This is a genomic window from Belnapia rosea (assembly GCF_900101615.1).
Classification (GTDB): Bacteria; Pseudomonadota; Alphaproteobacteria; order Acetobacterales; family Acetobacteraceae; genus Belnapia; species Belnapia rosea.
Window position 1 is genome coordinate 99,342 of sequence record NZ_FMZX01000013.1, and the last position, 17,231, is coordinate 116,572.

Here is a 17,231-nt window from a genome sequence, read left to right on the forward strand (position 1 = left end):
TCAGCCCCTCCCTTCGACCAGGCGGCCATCGGCATAGACATGCAGGCGGGCGGGATCGAGGGCCAGGCGCGGCTCGGCCGGCACCACCATCCCCTCCGGCAGGGTGGCGGCGAAGGGTACACCTTGCAGCTCCACCCGGGCGATGCGCCGCCGCCCGAGATCCTCGATGCGCCGCAGCGTCACCGGCAGCCCCTCCTGCGCGAGGGCCGCGAATTCCGGCCGGATGCCAAGCTCCACCTTGCCGGTGAGCGGCCCATAGGCGCGGGGCAGGCTGATGCGGTGGCCGCCCGGCAGCAGGGCGGCATCGCCCTCCACCGCGCAGGGCAGGAAATTCATCCCCGGCGAGCCGATAAAATGGCCGACGAAGCTATGCGCCGGCCGTTCGAACAGCGCCTCCGGCGTGCCGACCTGCACCACCTCGCCCTCCGACATCACCACCACGCGGTCGGCAAAGGTCAGTGCCTCGGTCTGGTCATGGGTGACATAGATCATCGTCACCGGAACCTGGCGGTGCAGCTCCTTCAGCCGCGAGCGCAACTCCCACTTCAGATGCGGGTCGATCACCGTCAGCGGCTCGTCGAAGAGGATGGCGGCGACATCGTCGCGCACCAGGCCACGCCCGAGGGAGATCTTCTGCTTGTCGTCCGCGCCGAGGTTGCGGGCCCGCCGGTCCAGCATGCCGGCAAGGCCGAGCAGCCCCGCCACATGCTCGACCCGCATCCGGGCCTGGGCGGCCGGAACGCCACGGTTGCGGAGCGGGAAGGCCAGGTTCTCCCGCACCGTCATCGTGTCGTAGACAACGGGGAATTGGAACACCTGCGCCACGTTGCGCCGCTCGGTCGGCAGCGCCGTCACATCGTGCCCGTCGAACAGCACCCGCCCCTCGCGCGGGCGCAGCAGGCCGGAGACGATGTTGAGCAGCGTCGTCTTGCCGCAGCCGGAAGGCCCGAGCAGCGCATAGGCGCCGGCATTCTCCCAGACCATGTCCATCGGCTTCAACGCATAGGCGCTGCTGCCGGGATAGCCATGCGCCAGGCGCTCGAAGGCGATGCGGGCCATCAGGCGGCCTCCGCCAGGGCGGCTACGGCGGCAAGCCGGCCATCCACACCGAAGACGAGGCAGCGCTGCGGGTCGAGCCAGAGCGTCACCTCCTGGCCGGGCTCCGGCCGCCGCACGCCCGGTGCCAGGACCACCCAGTCGCGGCCACCAGCCGTCACATGCACGTAGCTCTCGGACCCCGTCACCTCGGCGACGCGCACCGTGGCAGGCAGCGGCACGGCGCCAGGCAGCGTCTCCAGCGAGACCTGATGGGCGCGGATGCCGATGGTGCAGGGCCCTTCGGCCAGGCCCCCGACCGGCGCCGGCAGCACCGGGCCGGAGTCCAGCACCAGCCGCCCGCCCTCGCAGCGTGCCGGTGCCTCGTTCAGCGGCGGATCGGAGAAGACCCGGGCGGTGGCGAGATCGGCGGGGCGGCGGAAGACCTCGCCGGCACGGCCGAATTGCGTGACACGCCCCTCGGACAGCGTCGCCACATAGCCGCCGAGCAGCAGCGCCTCGGCGGGCTCGGTGGTCGCATAGACGAAGGTGCTGCCGGTCTCGGCGAAGAGCTTCGGCAACTCCTCCCGCAATTCCTCGCGCAGCTTGTAGTCCAGATTGGCCAGCGGCTCGTCCATCAGCACCAGCGCGGCGCGCTTCACCAGCGCCCGGGCGATCGCCGTGCGCTGCTGCTGCCCGCCGGAGAGCTCAAGCGGCCGGCGGGCCAGATAGGGCTCGAGGCGCATCAGGCGCGCCGCCTCCCGCACCCGCTGCTCGATCTCGGCCCGCTTCAGGCGCGCGACGCGCAGCGGCGAGGCGATGTTCTCGAACACCGAGAGGGTCGGGTAGTTGATGAACTGCTGGTAGACCATGGCGACGCTGCGCCGTCGCACCGGCTGGCCCGTCACCTCCTGCCCTTCGGCGAAAAGTCGCCCCTCGCTCGGCCGGTCGAGCCCGGCCAGCAGGCGCAGCAGCGTGGTCTTGCCCGCGCCGGTCGGGCCGAGCAGCACATTCGGCAGGCCAGGCGCGAGTTCAAGGCTCACCGGATGGAGCACGGGCTCGCCCCCGGCCGACAGCGCCAGCCCTTCAGCCCGGATCGTCATTCCGCGGCCCTCCCGGTCGCGGCGCGCGCCGTGGCCATATACGCCGCCAGCGCCGCCTGCCCCGCCTGGTCGATGCGGAGGCCAAGCTTGGTCCGCCGCCAGAGCACATCGGCCGGCTCGCGCGCCCATTCCTCGCGCATCTGCCAATCCACCTCGCGCGCGGTCAGCCCAGCGCCGAAATGCTGGCCGAGATCCTCCATGCAGCGCGCCGCGCCGAGCATATGTTTGGTCCGCGTGCCATACTGCCGCACCAGCCGCCGCGCCAGCTTGGCCTCGAGGAAAGGATAGTCCCGCTGCAGCGCCTCGACGAGCGCCGGCGCGCCATCCCAGGGGAAATCGCCGCCCGGCAGGGATGACTGCGCGGTCCAGGCCGGCCTCAGCCCGGCGAAATGCGGCGCGAGCTTCGCCATCGCCGCCTCCGCCAGGCGCCGGTAGGTGGTGATCTTGCCGCCGAAGACGCTGAGCAAGGGGGCCTCGCCCTCCGCCTCGTCGATCTTCAGGACATAGTCGCGCGTCGCCTCCTGCGCGCGGCTGGCGCCGTCGTCATAGAGCGGGCGGACGCCGGAATAGCTCCAGACCACATCGGAGGGCGTCACCTCCTGGCGGAAATACCCGCTGACCGCGCGGCAGAGATAGGCGGTCTCGCCCTCGGAGATCCTCGCCGTCGCCGGGTCGCCCTCGAATTCCTCGTCGGTCGTGCCGATCAGGAGGAAATCCTCCTCGTAGGGGATCGAGAAGCAGATCCGCCCATCGGGATTCTGGAAGATGTAGCAGCGGTCGTGGTCATAGAGGCGGCGGGTGACGATGTGGCTGCCCTTCACCATCCGCACCCGCGCCGGCGTGTTCAGTCCGGCAACGCCGCCAAGCACGGAGCCCACCCAGGGGCCCGCCGCATTCACCAGCGCCCGGGCCCGCACCTCCTGCAGCGTGCCGTCGCCCTCGTCGCGGAGGGTGGCGTGCCAGAGCCCGCCCTCGCGCCGGGCGGAGACGCAGCGGGTGCGCGTCAGGATGGTGGCGCCACGATCCGCGGCGTCACGCGCGTTCAGGACGACGAGGCGCGCATCCTCCACCCAGCAGTCGGAATACTCGAAGCCGCGTGTCAGGCCCGGCTTCAGCGGGGCACCCGCCGGATCATGCCGCAGGTCCAGCCCGCGCGTCGGCGGCAGGATCCGCCGCCCGCCGAGATGGTCGTAGAGGAAGAGGCCGAGCCGCAGCACCGGCCAGGGCCGCTGTCCCGCCGAATGCGGCAGGACGAAACGCAGCGGCCAAACGATATGCGGCGCCGCACGCAACAGCACCTCGCGCTCGATCAGGGCCTCCCGCACCAGGCGGAATTCCCGGTACTCCAGGTAGCGCAGCCCACCATGGATCAGCTTGGTCGAGGAGGAGGAGGTAGCGCCCGCCAAGTCGCCCTTCTCCACCAGGGTCACGCTGAGGTCGCGCCCCACCGCGTCGCGGGCGATGCCGCAGCCGTTCACACCCCCGCCGATGACGAGGAGATCCTGAACCTGGCTGTTGCCCATTGCTGCCACGCGACTGTCCCTGGACGTTGCGGCGATGCTCTCCCACCAAAATCGCAAGTGCAAGCGAAAAAATCGCACCTCATTCGCGCGTTATCGAGTTTCGTTTTCCTCCCCGGCAACCTCCACCCGTGTCCCTGCTTCCCGGCAGGCCTCGGCGAAGCGGGGCGGCGGGGGCCGGTCCGTGACCACGGTATGGAGCTGGCGGACATGGCCGATGCGGATCGGCGCCGAGCGTTCGAACTTCCCGGCATCGGCCACCAGGATGGGGTGGCGCGCATTGCCGAGGATGGCGCGGGAGACGCGCACCTCCCGGTAGTCGTAATCGAGCAGGCTGCCATCCTCATCGAGGGCGGAGGCGCCGATCACCGCGAAATCGAGCTTGAACTCGGAGACGAGGTCGACCGTCGCCTCGCCGGCGATGCCACCGTCGCTGCGCCGCACCGGGCCGCCGGCAACCACCACCTCAACCCCCGGGCTCGGCAGCAGGATGGAGACGACATGGATGTTGTTGGTGACGACCAGCAAGTCCCGATGGCCGCTGAGCGCACGGGCCACCTCCTCCGTCGTCGTGCCGATATTGATGAAAAGCGAGGAGCCATCGGGGATCAGCGCCGCGCAGCGGGCGGCGATCCGCCGCTTCTCCTCATGCGCCAGCGCGCGCCGCGCCTCGTAGGAGACGTTGGCGACGCCGGAGGCGAGCATCGCCCCGCCATGCTGGCGGGCGAGCAGCCCCTGGTCGCAGAGCAGGTTGAGGTCCTTGCGGATGGTCTGCGGGCTGACTCCGAAGCGCGCCGCCAGCTCCTCCACCCCGACGCGGCCTGCCCCGCGGGCCAGGCTGAGGATGGCCTGCTGCCGATCCGAGATGTCCGAAAGTGATTGGCGCATCGTCACGCGCGGACGATGCGCCAAACGCGCCTCAAACGAAAGTGGCTTATGGACGAGGCGCCCGCGGACTCAGCACCCCGTCTGCCGCGGCAGCCGCTCCACCTCCAGGCCAAAGAGCGGCCTGATGCCGGTGCCCAGCCAGTTGCCGAAGAAGGCCGCGACCATCCAGGCCCAGCCATGCAGGCTGCCGGAGGCGATGCCGGAGAAATAGGCGCCGATATTGCAGCCATAGGCCAGCCGCGCCCCGTAGCCGAGCATCAGCCCGCCGACGACCGCGGCAAGGGCCGAGCGCCAGGGCACCCGGAAGCCCGGCGCGAAGCGCCCCGCCAGGGCGGAGGCCAGCAGCGCGCCCAGGATGATGCCGAAATCCATCACGGAGGTGACATCCGTCAGCACACTGCCCTCGAGCGCCGCCCGCAGCCCGGGGGCCGACCAATAGGGCCAGCTTGCCGGGTCGAAACCCATCAGCGCCGCGGCCTTGGAGCCCCATAGGGCGAAGGCCGCGGTGATGCCCCAGGGCCGGCCTGAGAGCGCCAGCGTGGCGAAGTTCAGCACCGCCAGCGCCACGGCGCCGGCGACCAGCGGCCATGGCCCGCGCAGCAGCCGTGCCAGGCCACGCCGCGGCGCATCCGGCGGCGTGACCAGCCGGCCATGGCGCCGCCGCTCCAGCACCACCGTCAGCCAGGCAACGGCGGCGAAGACGGCGAGGTTGGCCGCCAGGGCAGGCACCACGCCCCAGCTTTCCACCAGTGACACGGGCGGCAGATGCGGCAGGGCCGACCACCAGTGCAGATGCGCCGCCCCGAGCGCGGAGCCGGCGATGAAGGCGGCGAGCGTCAGCAGCATCCGCACCGATCCGCCGCCCACGGTGTAGAGCGTGCCCGAGGCGCAGCCGCCGCCCATCTGCATGCCGATGCCGAAGAGGAAGGCGCCGAAGATCACCGAGACGCCGACCGGCGCCACCAGCCCCCGCACCGGCTCGCCGAACAGCGTCCCCGAGGCCAGCACCGGGAAGAACAGCAGCACCGCGATGGCGAGCATCACCATCTGTGCCCGGAGCCCCGCCCCGCGCCGGTCGGCGATGAAGACCCGCCAGGCCGAGGTGAAGCCGAAGGCCGCATGGTAGAGCACCAGCCCAAGCGCCGCGCCCAGCAGGTAGAGCTCCGCCTGCCGGGGGCTGACCAGCTGCGCGATGGCGCCGCCACCCAGCAGCAGCAAGGCTCCGGCGATCAGCGCCGCCGGGGTGTTGATGGAAACCTGCCGTACCGGTGCCGGTGCGGCCATGGTGGATGCGGACATCGACGGCATCGCCCCTTCTTGATCCCGCCACATGTGGGAAGGCTGGCCTTGCCTCCCCCATGTGGATTGCGCATGGGTGGGTTCCCGGCCGGAGCCCGGCAGGCGGCAAGGGCCAAGCCTCAGCTCAGCAGGCGCTCCGGCGTGATCGGCAATCTGCGAATGCGCCGGCCGGTCGCGTGGTAGACGGCATTAGCAATGGCCGGCGCCACGCCACAGATCGCCACCTCCGCCAGCCCCTTCACCCCGAGCGGGTTGAAATTGCGGTCGTCATTGGGAACGAAGATCGCCTCCAGGGACGGCACATCGGCATTCACTGGCACCAGATACTCGGCGAGGTTGGCATTCATCACCTTGCCGAAGCGGATATCCCATTCCGCCTGCTCCTCCAGTGCCATGCCGAGCCCGCCGACCATGCCGCCGATGCACTGGCTGCGCGCCGTCTTGGGGTTGATGACGCGGCCCACATCATAGGCGCCGACCATGCGCGGCACCCGCACCGTACCGAGCGCCTCATCCACCCGAACCTCGACGAAGATGGCTCCGAAGGCGGCGGAGGAGTATTTCTGCGTCTCCTCCCCCGGCTGGGCGCTGCCCTCGGCCTCGACCCAGCCGAGATTGTGCTGCCGCAGCAACTCGGCATAGGGCACCACGGGGCCGCTGCCATCGGCGCGCCCGAGCCCGCCCTCGCGCGCGGCGATGGCCTCCTCCGGCAAGCCGGCGAAAGGTCCGTTCTGCGCCGCCCGCGCCAGGCCGGCGAGCTTCTTCTGTACCGCCTGGCAGGCGGCCACGATGGCATTGCCCATGCTTGCCATGGTGATGGAGCCGCCATGCACCGGGGCGAAAGGCAGGTTGGTGTCACCCAGCTCGAAGCGCACATGGCTCACCGGCAGGCCGAGCGTCTCGGCGGCCACCTGGGTCATCGAGGTATAGGTGCCTGGCCCCATATCGGAGGCGGCGCTGCGCACCACCGCCATGCCGTTGCCGGTCAGCGCGACGGAGGCGGAGCCGGCGCTGCGGTCCGAATGGTAGATCGCCGTCGCCATGCCATAGCCGACCAGCATCCCGCCCTCGCGCATCGAGCGCGGCTCGGGCTTTCGCCTGGACCAGCCGAAGCGCTCGGCGGCCGCTGCATAACAGGCGCGCAGCTCCTTGCTCGACCAGGGCAACCCCTTCTGCTGGTCCTGCTCGGCGTAGTTGCGCAGCCGCAGCTCCAGCGGGTCGAGGCCCAGCTCGGTGGCCAGCTCGTCCATCGCCATCTCGAGGCCGAGTACGCCAGTGACCACGCCGGGCGCCCGCATCGGACAAGGCGAGTTGGTATCCATCTCGACCAGCCGGTAGCGCGCCCACAGGTTGTCGCACTGATACAGGTGGCTGGTCGGCGAAAGCGCCGTCTCGGCATATTCCTCGTAGCGGCCGACCTGCTGGACCACCTCGTGCTCCAGCGCAACCAGCTTGCCCTCCGGCGTGGCGCCGAGCGTCAGATGCTGCTCCGAATGCGGCCGGAAGCCGACCGACATATACAGTTGCCGCCGCGTCAGCTCGAGCCGCACCGGCCGGCCGACGCGCTTCGCGGCCATCGCCGCCAGCGTCACATGCGGCCAGGTGCGGAGCGCCGAGCCGAAGGCGCCACCGACGAAGGGGGAGATGACGCGGATGCGCTCCTCCTCCATGCCGAAGACATGGGCGATCTCCTTGCGGTCGTTATCCACCCACTGGGTCTTGTCATAGAGGGTGAGGTTCTCGCCCTCCCAATGGGCGATGGTCACATGCGGCTCGATCGCGTTGTGGTGCTCGCGTGGATGGACGTAGCGGGCCGAGATCCGCACCGGTGCCGCGGCCATGGCCGCCTCCACCTCGCCGCGGCCAAGTTCCGGCACCCGGCCGGCCTTCACATTGCCTTCGCTCGGCGGACGGCCCTTGGTCGCGTCGAAGATGGTCAAGGCCGGGCTACGGGCATACTCCACCTGGACGAGGTCAGCGGCATGCACCGCCTGTTCCAGGGTCTCGGCGATGACGACGGCGACGGGCTCGCCGTTGAAGCGCACCTCCGGATCCTGCAGCACATGCAGCTGTTCGCCCGATTGCGCATCCACCTGCGGCCGCTGTGCAATAGGCTTGTAGGCCAGCCGCGGCGCATCCTCATGGGTCATCACCGCGAGCACGCCCGGGGCCTGTTCCGCCGCCATGCGGTCGATGCTGCGGATATGGCCGCGCGGGATGGTCGCCAGCACCATGACCGCATAGGCAAGGCCGGGCAGGTCGAATTCCGCCGCATAGGTCGCATGGCCGGTGACCTTGGCCGGGCCATCCACCCGGTTGACCGGCTGGCCGATGATCGCGTTCATGCCAGGCCTCCGAGTTCGATGAGGGCGCGTTCCACCGTGTGCTGCAGCATCGGCGCCTTGTAGGCATTGCCCGTCCGCGTCACGGCCCCCTCCGAGGCCCAGACGGCGGAGAGCCGCACCCGGTCGCGGTCGAGCCTGTGGCCCAGCAGTTCCTGCTCCACCCGGGGCAGGCGCCAGGGCTTGGTGGCGACGCCGCCGGCCGCGATCCGCACCTCGGCCACCCTGCCCTGCTCGTCCAGCCGCAGCGCCACGGCGGCGGAGCAGAGTGCCCAGGCGAAGCTCGCCCGGTCCCGCACCTTCACATAATGCGAGCGCCACCGCGCCGCATGGGCCGGAATGCGGATGGCGAGGATGAGGTCGCCGGGCTTCAGCGCCGTCTCGATCTCCGGCGTATCGCCGGGCAGGCGGTGGAAACCTCCCACGGGGATCCATCGCTCGGCCCCGTCCGTATTGCGTGCCAACACCTCGGCATCGACGGCGACCAGTGCCACCGGCAGATCGGAAGGCTGCACGGCGATGCAATGCTCGCTGCCGCCGAGGATGGCGTTGTGCCGGTTCTCGCCCTCGAGGGCGGAGCAGCCGCTGCCAGGCTGGCGCTTGTTGCAGGGGGTCGAGACATCCCGGAAATAAAGGCAGCGGGTGCGCTGCAGAAGGTTGCCGCCCACCGTCGCCATGTGCCGCACCATGGGCGAGGCCGTGGCGTCCAGCGCTTCCGCCACCACGGGATGGCGCTCGCGCAGTAGCGGGTGGTCCGCCGCTTCCTGCAGCTTCGTCAGCGCGCCGATGCGGAGCGCGCCATCGGCCTCCTCGGTAATGCCGGCGAGTGGGAGGCCGTTAAGATCGGCCAGCTCGTCCGGCTGCAGCACATTCTCCTGCAGGAGCTGCAGCATGTCGGTGCCACCGGCGATGAAGCTGGCTCCGGCGCGGGCGCGAAGCGCAGCGGCAGCGGCGTCGGCCACGGGGGCGTATGAGAAGGGCTGCATCGGTCAGCCTCCCTGCGCCGCGGCGTCGCGCACCGCGGCGACGATGTTGGTATAGGCGCCGCAGCGACAGAGATTGCCGCTCATCTGCTCGCGGATCTCGTCATCCGACCGGGCGCGGCCCTCCTTGATGGCGCCGACCGCCGACATGATCTGCCCCGGCGTGCAGTAGCCGCACTGGAAGGCGTCATGCTCGACGAAGGCGGCCTGCACGGGGTGCAGCTCCTCCCCGCGCGCCAGCCCCTCGATCGTCGTGACCTGCTTTCCCTCAGCCATCACCGCCAGCATTAGGCAGGAAACGACACGCCTGTCCTCCAGCAGGACGGTGCAGGCGCCGCACTGGCCAAGCGCGCACCCCTTCTTCGTGCCGGTAAGATGGAGGCGGTCGCGCAGCGCATCGAGCAGGGTCGTGCGGGCATCGACCTGCACCTGGCGCTCCACGCCGTTGACGTGGATGGTGAGCATGAAGCTGTGGGCCGGTTCGGGCATGGGGGGCTCCTGCGGCAACCCCTGGCTCCGTGCAGGCCAGGGCATCGGCGTTGCGCCGGACAACGCGAGGAGGTGGGGCCCGTTCGCCGGCCCCCAGGAACAGCCTGCGATATCACGCCATGTTACGCAGCATGACGTTTTGCATCAGGACCGGAATCGAAAAACAACCCTTGAACGTATACAATTAACTGCGTACCGAAGGCGCGCTCACGCCGTACTGACTGGCGCGAGCGGCCATAGACTTCAACCACAAGGGAACAGTTTCTTGGTTGAACGCGCGTTTCACGCCTGCACGAACAGCGGATCCCGAGCAATGCCATCCGTGGCGTGGCCGGAACCGTTGACGAGCACCACGGCAATATTGGCCGTCGGGGCGTGAGCGCTGCCTGATGTTGAATCGTATCTTAATTGACCACATTCGTTCGGAATTCGGCGGATTGACCCGCCGGGGTCCGGGTGAAGGCCGGGGCAACAAGCCCGGCCGCTGAACGGGCGCCGCCCGGCGCTTGGGGGGGCTGCTTCAGCCCAGACGCTGCATAGACACCGGAGCCGCGCATCCTGTGCGGCAGGGCTTGTCATGCGGAATCGGCAACGGATATTGGGGACCAACTCTAATGGCTAACAACCCTGTCAGCGTGAGCTTCGACTCAGGCTTCGGCGCCCTTGGCAATGTTTGGAACATCGCCGCGCCGAAGAATGGTGAAGTGAAGCTCAGCGGCTCCTCCTCCATGATGGAGTGGGCTACCGGCAAGTCGGCCGGCCATGGCTATGGCACCTACACGGTGACCGCCAAGATCGAGGGCAATGAGCCCGGTCCGGCGATCGTGCTCTGGCCCGGCGACAACAAGTGGCCCGGCCAGGAAATCGACATGGTCGAGAACGCCCATGATGGCTCCGGCCAGCAATACGGCACCGTCCACTGGAACAACGGTGGCAAGGATGCCTTCAAGACCGAGATGTTCGAAGGCGTGAAGGGCGGCGTGTTCCACCAGTACCAGCTGGTCTGGGAGCCGGGGAAGATGACCTTCAAGGTCGACGGCAAGGACATGGGCAGCATCACCAGCCACGTGCCGGTCGATTACGCGCATGGCGGGATGAACAACACGATCGGCGTCCTGAACAACAACCCGGACACCTCGATCACCGTCTCGCATATCGATTTCAAGCCGCTCGGCAGCTCCACTCCGGCTCCGACGCCTGACCCGACCCCGGAAGCGGCTCCGGCCCCGGCACCCTCGACCGGCAGCGGCTCGTCCTCGGGCGGTGGCTCCTCCTCCGGTGGCGCCGTTGACTGGCACAGCATCGCAGCCCAAGTGACAGCCAACTATCAGGCGACCGGCAAGTGGGAGTTGCCCTCCACCTCCGCCGCTCCGGCTCCTGCACCCTCGGCCCCGTCGCATGATGGGCCCGTCGATTGGCACGCGCTCGCTGCACAGGCGACGGCCAATTTCGAAGCCACGGGCCACTGGTTCATCTGAGACTATAACGGGCGGGAACAAGGAAGTTCCCGCCCGAATCTTCGATCAGGCCGTCTGCGACCGGGCTTCCGGCTCGAAATCGCCCTCGGTTTCCGGCACGACCGGTTGCTCGCCTTCCCACTTGCCGACGACCGCTGTGGCAAGGGAGTTGCCGATGACGTTGGTGGCGGACCGCCCCATGTCGAGGAACTGGTCGATGCCGATGATCAGCAGCAGCCCCGCCTCGGGGATGTTGAAGGTCGCCAGCGTCGCCGCGATGACGACCAGCGAGGCGCGGGGCACGCCCGCCATCCCCTTGCTGGTCAGCATCAGCAGCAGCAGCATCGTCGCCTGCTGCCCCAGCGACAGCTCGATGTTGTAGGCCTGCGCGATGAAGATGGTCGCGAAGGTGCAATACATCATCGAGCCGTCGAGGTTGAAGGAATAGCCCATCGGCAGCACGAAGCTGACGATCCGCCTGCTAACTGGAAAGCGGACGAGCTGCTCCATCATCTTCGGGTAGGCCGCCTCGCTGCTCGCGGTGCTGAAGGCCAGGAGGAATGGCTCCCGCACCAGGCTGATCAGCTCGAAGACGCGCCGGCCGAAGAAGACAAAGCCGACCGCGGCCAGCAGGCACCAGAGGATGGCGAGGCCGAGATAGAATTCGGCGACGAACTTGCCGTAGGTGACGAGGATGCCGAGGCCCTGGGTCGTGATGATCGCGGCCATGGAGGCGAAGACGGCCAGCGGCGCGAGGCCCATGATATAGCCGGTGATCTTCAGGATCACATGCGACAGCTCCTCGGTCCAGGCGACGACCGTCCGCGCCCGTTCACCGAGTGCCGCGCAGGCCACGCCGAAAAACAGCGAGAAGACGACGATCTGCAGGATCTCGTTCTGCGCCATCGCCTCGAAGACCGAGCGCGGCACCAGATGCGCGACGAAATCCTTGAGCGACAGGGACGATGTCGCAACGCCCGAGGAGGCCGCCGCATCCGGCAGCGGCAGGTTCAGGTTGGCGCCCGGCTGCAGCAGGTTCACCAGCACCATGCCAAGCAGCAGCGAGACCACCGAGGCGCCGATGAACCAGGTCATCGCCTTGGCACCGATTCGGCCCACCGCCTTGGTATCCCCCATATGCGCCACGCCGACGACGAGGGTGGAAAAGACGAGCGGCGCGATGATCATCTTGATCAGCCGCAGGAAAATGTCGGTGACGATGGATATGTAGCCGGAGATCGCCTTGGCCGTTTCCGGATCCGGCCATAGCACATGGCACAAATGCCCGACGGCGATGCCGAGCACCATGGCGACGAGGATGAAGGTCGTGAGCCTGTTTGCCCGCATGCGCCGCCCTTCCATTCGGAAGCAGGATAGGCATGCGCAAAGCGTGAAGCGGGATGGGGTTGCAACCTGCCTACGGGAAAGCTGCAACCCCTGCGTGTCGCCCCTGCGCCGGCAGGCGCCCGCTCGGTGTCCTGCCCGGGTCCGCCCTGCCGGGCCCGGACGGGACGCGGATCAGGGACGGCCGCCCGTCACCTGGATCACCTGGCCGCTGATGTAGTCGGATTCCGGGATGCAGAGCAGATAGACGGAGCCGGCGGCCTCCTCCGGCCGGCCGCCGCGTCCGAGCGGGATCATCGTCTCGGCATTCTTCAGCACCTCGGGCCGCACCCCGACCGCGATCTCACGCCCGGCGATGTCGATGGTGGCGCCGCCATGCGCGGGCGCCTCGGTCAGCCGCGTCATGATGAGGCCGAAGGCAACGGCGTTCACGTTGACCTTGTAGCGCCCCCACTCCTTCGCCATCGCCTGGTCAGGCCAACGATGCCGGCCTTCGCCGCCGAGTAGTTCGCCTGCCCCGCATTGCCATAGACGCCCGAGGTGGAGCTGATGTTCACCACCTTGCGGAACACTTCCCGCCCCTCCGAGGCCTCCTTCCGCGCGGTCTCGCGGATGAAGCGGGAGGCAGCGCGCATGATGCGGAAGGGCGCCGTCAGATGGACGTTGAGGATCGCCATCCACTGCTCGTCCGACATCTTCTGGATGACATTGTCCCAGGTATAGCCGGCATTGTTGACGATGATGTCGAGCCCGCCATAGGTGTCGATGCCGGCCTGCACGAAGCGCTCCGCGAAGCCGTCCTTCGTCACGTCGCCGTTGCAGGCAATGGCCTTGCCGCCGATGGCCTCGATCTCGGCAACCGTCTCCGCGCCTGGCCCGTCATCCAGGTCGTTGACGACGAGGCTCGCGCCTTCGCTGGCGAGCTTCAGCGCGATCTGGCGGCCGATGCCGCGGCCGGAACCGGTGACGAGGGCAACCTTGCCTTCAAGCTTGCGGGACATGCTCTCTCTCCATCCTCCTGGGTGAAACGGGGGTTCAGGCCGGGCGCCATTCCGGCACGCCATCGGCCGCCAGCGTGGCGAGGCCCGGCCTGCCGATCGGCGTCTGGTCAGGCCGCGTCAGCAGCGCGATCGCCTCGGCGGTGGGCACGCGCGCCAGGCCACGGCGGCCATCGGCGAGGCGGAGGATCGTCACGCCATGTTCCGGCGCGCCCTCGCGGTCATAGAGCACGGTGAAGGTCTCGACCGTCGCCGGCCCTTCCGCCGCCTCGGTGAAGGCGGGCACCGCGCCGCGCCGGGAATCGGCTTCCGCCTGCACGCTGTAGGACTCCGCCAGCGCAGCCCGCGCCGGCCGCCGCGCCAGCACCACCGCATGATGCTTAGTGACGAACTCGCCCTGGCCGTAGAGCAGCGCCGCCTCGCCGGGCCGGGCCCGCAGCGCCCGCAGCATCGCCGCCGCCGCATGGGTCATGTAGTTGTTCAGCGGCGCGCCGAAGAAGGTGAGGCCGCCCGTCGTCGTCGGCGCCATGCCGGATGGCAGGCCAAGCCGCCGCGCCGCCATCTTCGGAACGCAGGGGAAGCAGGAATAGAGCTCGCAGATGGAGAAGCCGGCGCCTTCCGCCTCGGCAATCCGTGCGCAGCCGTCCAGCACCGCGTTCTGCGCATGTGCCTCGTGGTAGTGGTCGCGGTTCAGGTAGTCGCGCGGCTCCACTGCCGCGGCGCCGCCCCAGAGGAAGACCATGCGCTCCTCCGGCACGCCCGCCGCGCGGGCCCGCGCCAGGCTGGTCAGCAGCAGGGCGCCACCCTGGTTCACCATCGGGTTGGCGACCTGCAGCTTGGTATAGGGATAGGCGATCGGCCGGTTGGAGGCGCTCGGCGTGCCGATCTCGGCCGGGCTGTACTCGCGCTTCAGCCAGGCCGCCGGGTTGCGCGCGGCGACGCCGGAGAAGGCCGACCAGAGGGCGGCCGATTCCGCCTGCCCCTCGGCCGGGCTCTGGCCGAGATGGGCCTCCACCGCATTCTCGTAGAAAGGATAGACGGTGACCGGGTCCGCGACGCCAAGCCGCACCGCGAGCGGATGCAGGTAGTCCCGCCCGCGGGTGCGGCGCCAGTTCGGGTCGGGCTCGGTCCAGGGCAGCGCGATCCCGGCCTTCCGGGCCTGCGCGACGGCATGCGTCGCCTCGCCGCCGACCACGGCCGAGACCTCGCTCTCGCCGCGGGCGATGCGCAGCGCCGCCTCGTGCAGGAAGCGGACCGGGCTCTCGCCGCCGACCGGCCCATAGACCAGCCGACGCGGTGCCTGGCCCAGCCGCGCCGCCAGCGCCGCGGGCAGGTCCGCATAGGGCCAGGAGACGCTGTTGACGATGTCGAGGCTGTCGAGCGCAGCGAGCAGGTCGGGCGCGCCGGCATCGGTTGCGGCCCGGCGCAGCGCCTCGGCCATCAGCGCCGCCGGCTCCAGCGCCAGGCGCGGCTCCGCCGGGCGGTCCACCACCTCGCCGGCCCCGATGAGAACCGGGATGCGTGCGTCGTCCATGCTCACTCCTCCCAAACCGCCAGCGCATCCAGCGCCTCGCATCCGTCCGGCCCGGCCAGCAGCGGGTTCACTTCCAGCGCCGCGAGGCCTGGGCCGAGCGCCAGCGCGGCATCGCCGATCCGGGCGACCGCCTCCGCTGCCAGGGGCCGGTCGATGCCGGGGCTGCCGCGATAGCCATCGAGCAGGCGGGCGCCGCGCAGTTCCGCCAGCATCTCCAACACCTCGCCCGGCGTCACCGGCAACAGGCGCAGGCTGGTATCCCGCAGCGCCTCGACCCAGACGCCACCAAGCCCGACAGCGATGGCCGGCCCCCAGAGCGGGTCCCGCAGCATGCCGACGAACAGCTCCACCCCGCCGGCCCGCATCGGCGCCACGACGACGCCCTCGACCCGCGCCTCCGGCCGCGCCGCCCGGAGGCTGGCCATGATGCGGGCGAAGCCATCGGCCACCGCCGCATCCCCCTCGAGGTTCAGCAGCACGCCGCCGATATCGCTCTTGTGGGCGATGTCCGGCGAGGCGAGTTTGATCGCCACAGGGCCGCCGATGCGCCGCGCCGCCGCAACGGCCGCTGCGGCATCGGCGGCGAGGTGCTGCGGAATGGCGGGCACGCCCTGGGTGGCGAGATAGGCCAGCGTTGCATGCTCCGTCCGCGGCCGCGCATCGGCGGCAGGCGGCATGGCGGCCTGCGCCAGGCCAGCCTCCTGCCGGGCGGACCAGGCGAGGGCCCGGCCAATGGCGGCCAGCCCCTCCGGCACGCCGCTGCCGAAATAGGTGATGCCCGTCTCGGCCAGCAGCGCCCGCCCGGCTTCCGTCACCGGCCGCGGCAGCACGCTGAGCAACACCGCCGGCAGGCCCGCGGCGCAGAAGCCGGCACCGATCGCGCGGATGATGGTACCGCGATAGCTCGCCACCTCCTCCGCCGTATCCGGCACGTCCATGAAACAGGCGAGCAGGCCGAGCGAGGGGTCGGTGCCGAGCGGTGCCAGGCTGCGCTCGAACAGCGCGGGGTCGAGCATCGCCCCGCCCGTCACGTCCAGCGGGTTGTTCGGCGTGCCGAAGGGCGGCAGCACCGCGCGCAGTGCCGCCACCGTCTCCGGCGCCAGGGCGGGGACGGGCACGCCCGCTTCCTCCGCCCGGTCCGCCGCCATCTCGCAGACGCCGCCCGAGATCGAGACCAGCCCAACGCCGCGCTTGCGGATCGGCCCGCCTTGCGCGAGCAGCCCGGCGGTGAAGACCAGCGCCTCGATCGAGGGTACGCGGATCATGCCGAGCTGGCGGCAGGCCGCCTCGAAGACGCGGTCGTCGCCGACCAGCGAGCCGGTATGCGCCGCAGCCGCCCGCGCCGCCGTCTCGCTGGCGCCGATCTTGATGGCGACGATCGGCTTGCCCGCGGCCAATGCCCGCCGCGCCGCGGCGGCCAGGGTCCCCGCCTCGTGCACCGTCTCGAGGAACAGGCCGATGACACGCGTGGCCGGGTCGTCCACCAGGAAATCCACCACCTGGGCGACGTTCACATCGGCCTCGTTGCCGGTGGAGATCTGGTAGCTCAGCCCCATCCCCTGGCGATGCGCGAAGGCGGCGATGAAACCTGCCGTCGCGCCGCTCTGCGACACCACGCCGATGGCGCCACCCGGCAGGACGGGCAGCGGCGGCTGGGTGGTCCAGATCGGCACGCGGTCGGCATAGTTGATGAAGCCGAGGCAGTTGGGGCCGAGCAGGGTCACGCCCTGCGCCCGCGCCTCGGCCAGCAGCGCTGCCTGCCGGGCCGCCCCTTCGGCGCCGATTTCGGCGAAGCCCGAGGTGAGCATGACGGCGTTGCGGATGCCGGCGGCGCGCAGGTCGGCGAAGGCCTCCGGGATGGCGGCCTCCGGCACCATGACCAGCGCGGCATCCACCGGTTCGCCGATGGCGGCGCAACTCGTCGCGGCGGCCAGGCCATGCACCATGCCGCCCTTGCGGTTCACCACATGCACCCGGCCCTCGAAGCCGATGCGGGCGAAATTGGCATGGGCCGCGCTCGACCAAATGGAACGGTCGGTCGCCCCGACCAGCGCCACGGACCGGGCACGGAACAGGCTTTCCAGCGATGCGGCCACGCGCTTGCTTCCCCCGTTCTTCCTTGCTGGCCAGGGAAGCGCAGCCGCCACGCTTTGTCGAATCCCCGGCCTCCCACCTCACCGCCGGCCGCGGGTTTGCCCATGGGCCGATAGGGCGCAATACTTCCGTCTCAGGGGCAGGA

Annotated in this window: 12 protein-coding genes and 1 pseudogene; 1 reads left to right on the top strand and 12 read right to left on the bottom strand. The window is 69.9% G+C overall.

Features of this window, described 5'->3' with window-relative positions; translation table 11 throughout:
• The 8 genes from BLR02_RS19240 to BLR02_RS19275 form a co-directional block, all read right to left on the bottom strand.
• Complete coding sequence (locus tag BLR02_RS19240; RefSeq protein ID WP_090664291.1) at positions 1–1,059, bottom strand: ABC transporter ATP-binding protein; 1,059 nt, start codon at positions 1,057–1,059, stop codon at positions 1–3.
• Positions 1,059–2,138 (bottom strand): ABC transporter ATP-binding protein, encoded by a 1,080-nt coding sequence (locus BLR02_RS19245; RefSeq protein ID WP_090664292.1) that lies wholly within the window; start codon positions 2,136–2,138, stop codon positions 1,059–1,061. The genes BLR02_RS19240 and BLR02_RS19245 overlap by 1 nt, the downstream gene beginning before the upstream one ends.
• Positions 2,135–3,661, bottom strand: coding sequence for a glycerol-3-phosphate dehydrogenase (gene glpD / locus BLR02_RS19250; RefSeq protein ID WP_090664293.1), 1,527 nt, complete (start codon positions 3,659–3,661; stop codon positions 2,135–2,137). Before glpD ends, BLR02_RS19245 begins: the two co-directional genes overlap by 4 nt.
• A 90-nt stretch (positions 3,662–3,751) precedes the next feature.
• Entirely contained in the window at positions 3,752–4,546 is a 795-nt protein-coding gene (locus tag BLR02_RS19255; protein WP_090664294.1) for a DeoR/GlpR family DNA-binding transcription regulator, read from the bottom strand.
• A gap of 69 nt (positions 4,547–4,615) precedes the next feature.
• Complete coding sequence (locus BLR02_RS19260) at positions 4,616–5,845, bottom strand: YeeE/YedE family protein (protein ID WP_090664295.1); 1,230 nt, start codon at positions 5,843–5,845, stop codon at positions 4,616–4,618.
• 119 nt (positions 5,846–5,964) lie between these two features.
• Entirely contained in the window at positions 5,965–8,190 is a 2,226-nt protein-coding gene (locus BLR02_RS19265) for a xanthine dehydrogenase family protein molybdopterin-binding subunit (protein ID WP_090664296.1), read from the bottom strand.
• The gene (locus tag BLR02_RS19270; RefSeq protein ID WP_090664297.1) at positions 8,187–9,173 is read right to left on the bottom strand and encodes an FAD binding domain-containing protein; all 987 of its coding nucleotides are present in this window, start codon (positions 9,171–9,173) and stop codon (positions 8,187–8,189) included. Before BLR02_RS19270 ends, BLR02_RS19265 begins: the two co-directional genes overlap by 4 nt.
• 3 nt (positions 9,174–9,176) lie before the next feature.
• Positions 9,177–9,659 (bottom strand): (2Fe-2S)-binding protein, encoded by a 483-nt coding sequence (locus BLR02_RS19275; RefSeq protein WP_218127541.1) that lies wholly within the window; start codon positions 9,657–9,659, stop codon positions 9,177–9,179.
• A gap of 635 nt (positions 9,660–10,294) precedes the next feature.
• Here BLR02_RS19275 and BLR02_RS19280 point away from each other — a divergent pair.
• Positions 10,295–11,137 (top strand): family 16 glycosylhydrolase, encoded by an 843-nt coding sequence (locus tag BLR02_RS19280; RefSeq protein ID WP_176849686.1) that lies wholly within the window; start codon positions 10,295–10,297, stop codon positions 11,135–11,137.
• A 45-nt stretch (positions 11,138–11,182) separates the two neighbouring features.
• On the opposite strand, the gene BLR02_RS19285 is transcribed toward BLR02_RS19280, so the two are convergent.
• The 4 genes and pseudogenes from BLR02_RS19285 to BLR02_RS19300 all read right to left on the bottom strand — a co-directional run bounded on the left by BLR02_RS19285 (position 11,183) and on the right by BLR02_RS19300 (position 17,088).
• Complete coding sequence (locus tag BLR02_RS19285; RefSeq protein WP_090664298.1) at positions 11,183–12,463, bottom strand: dicarboxylate/amino acid:cation symporter; 1,281 nt, start codon at positions 12,461–12,463, stop codon at positions 11,183–11,185.
• 171 nt (positions 12,464–12,634) lie between these two features.
• Positions 12,635–13,524: pseudogene (locus BLR02_RS31085) on the bottom strand (SDR family NAD(P)-dependent oxidoreductase).
• Positions 13,496–14,992 carry an acetyl-CoA acetyltransferase gene (locus BLR02_RS19295; RefSeq protein WP_090568768.1) on the bottom strand — a complete coding sequence of 499 codons (1,497 nt, stop codon included), beginning with the start codon at positions 14,990–14,992 and terminating at the stop codon, positions 13,496–13,498. The pseudogene BLR02_RS31085 and the gene BLR02_RS19295 overlap by 29 nt, the downstream one beginning before the upstream one ends.
• Before the next feature lie 2 nt (positions 14,993–14,994).
• The gene (locus tag BLR02_RS19300) at positions 14,995–17,088 is read right to left on the bottom strand and encodes an acetate--CoA ligase family protein (protein ID WP_090664299.1); all 2,094 of its coding nucleotides are present in this window, start codon (positions 17,086–17,088) and stop codon (positions 14,995–14,997) included.
• Positions 17,089–17,231 lie beyond the last annotated feature (143 nt).

Bases quoted from the DNA above. Each gene is read 5' to 3' on its own strand.
- BLR02_RS19240 (WP_090664291.1), bottom strand. From the start codon at position 1,059: ATGGCCCGCATCGCCTTCGAGCGCCTGGCGCATGGCTATCCCGGCAGC.
- BLR02_RS19245 (WP_090664292.1), bottom strand. From the start codon at position 2,138: ATGACGATCCGGGCTGAAGGGCTGGCGCTGTCGGCCGGGGGCGAGCCC.
- glpD (WP_090664293.1), bottom strand. From the start codon at position 3,661: ATGGGCAACAGCCAGGTTCAGGATCTCCTCGTCATCGGCGGGGGTGTG.
- BLR02_RS19255 (WP_090664294.1), bottom strand. From the start codon at position 4,546: ATGCGCCAATCACTTTCGGACATCTCGGATCGGCAGCAGGCCATCCTC.
- BLR02_RS19260 (WP_090664295.1), bottom strand. From the start codon at position 5,845: ATGTCCGCATCCACCATGGCCGCACCGGCACCGGTACGGCAGGTTTCC.
- BLR02_RS19265 (WP_090664296.1), bottom strand. From the start codon at position 8,190: ATGAACGCGATCATCGGCCAGCCGGTCAACCGGGTGGATGGCCCGGCC.
- BLR02_RS19270 (WP_090664297.1), bottom strand. From the start codon at position 9,173: ATGCAGCCCTTCTCATACGCCCCCGTGGCCGACGCCGCTGCCGCTGCG.
- BLR02_RS19275 (WP_218127541.1), bottom strand. From the start codon at position 9,659: ATGCCCGAACCGGCCCACAGCTTCATGCTCACCATCCACGTCAACGGC.
- BLR02_RS19285 (WP_090664298.1), bottom strand. From the start codon at position 12,463: ATGCGGGCAAACAGGCTCACGACCTTCATCCTCGTCGCCATGGTGCTC.
- BLR02_RS19295 (WP_090568768.1), bottom strand. From the start codon at position 14,992: ATGGACGACGCACGCATCCCGGTTCTCATCGGGGCCGGCGAGGTGGTG.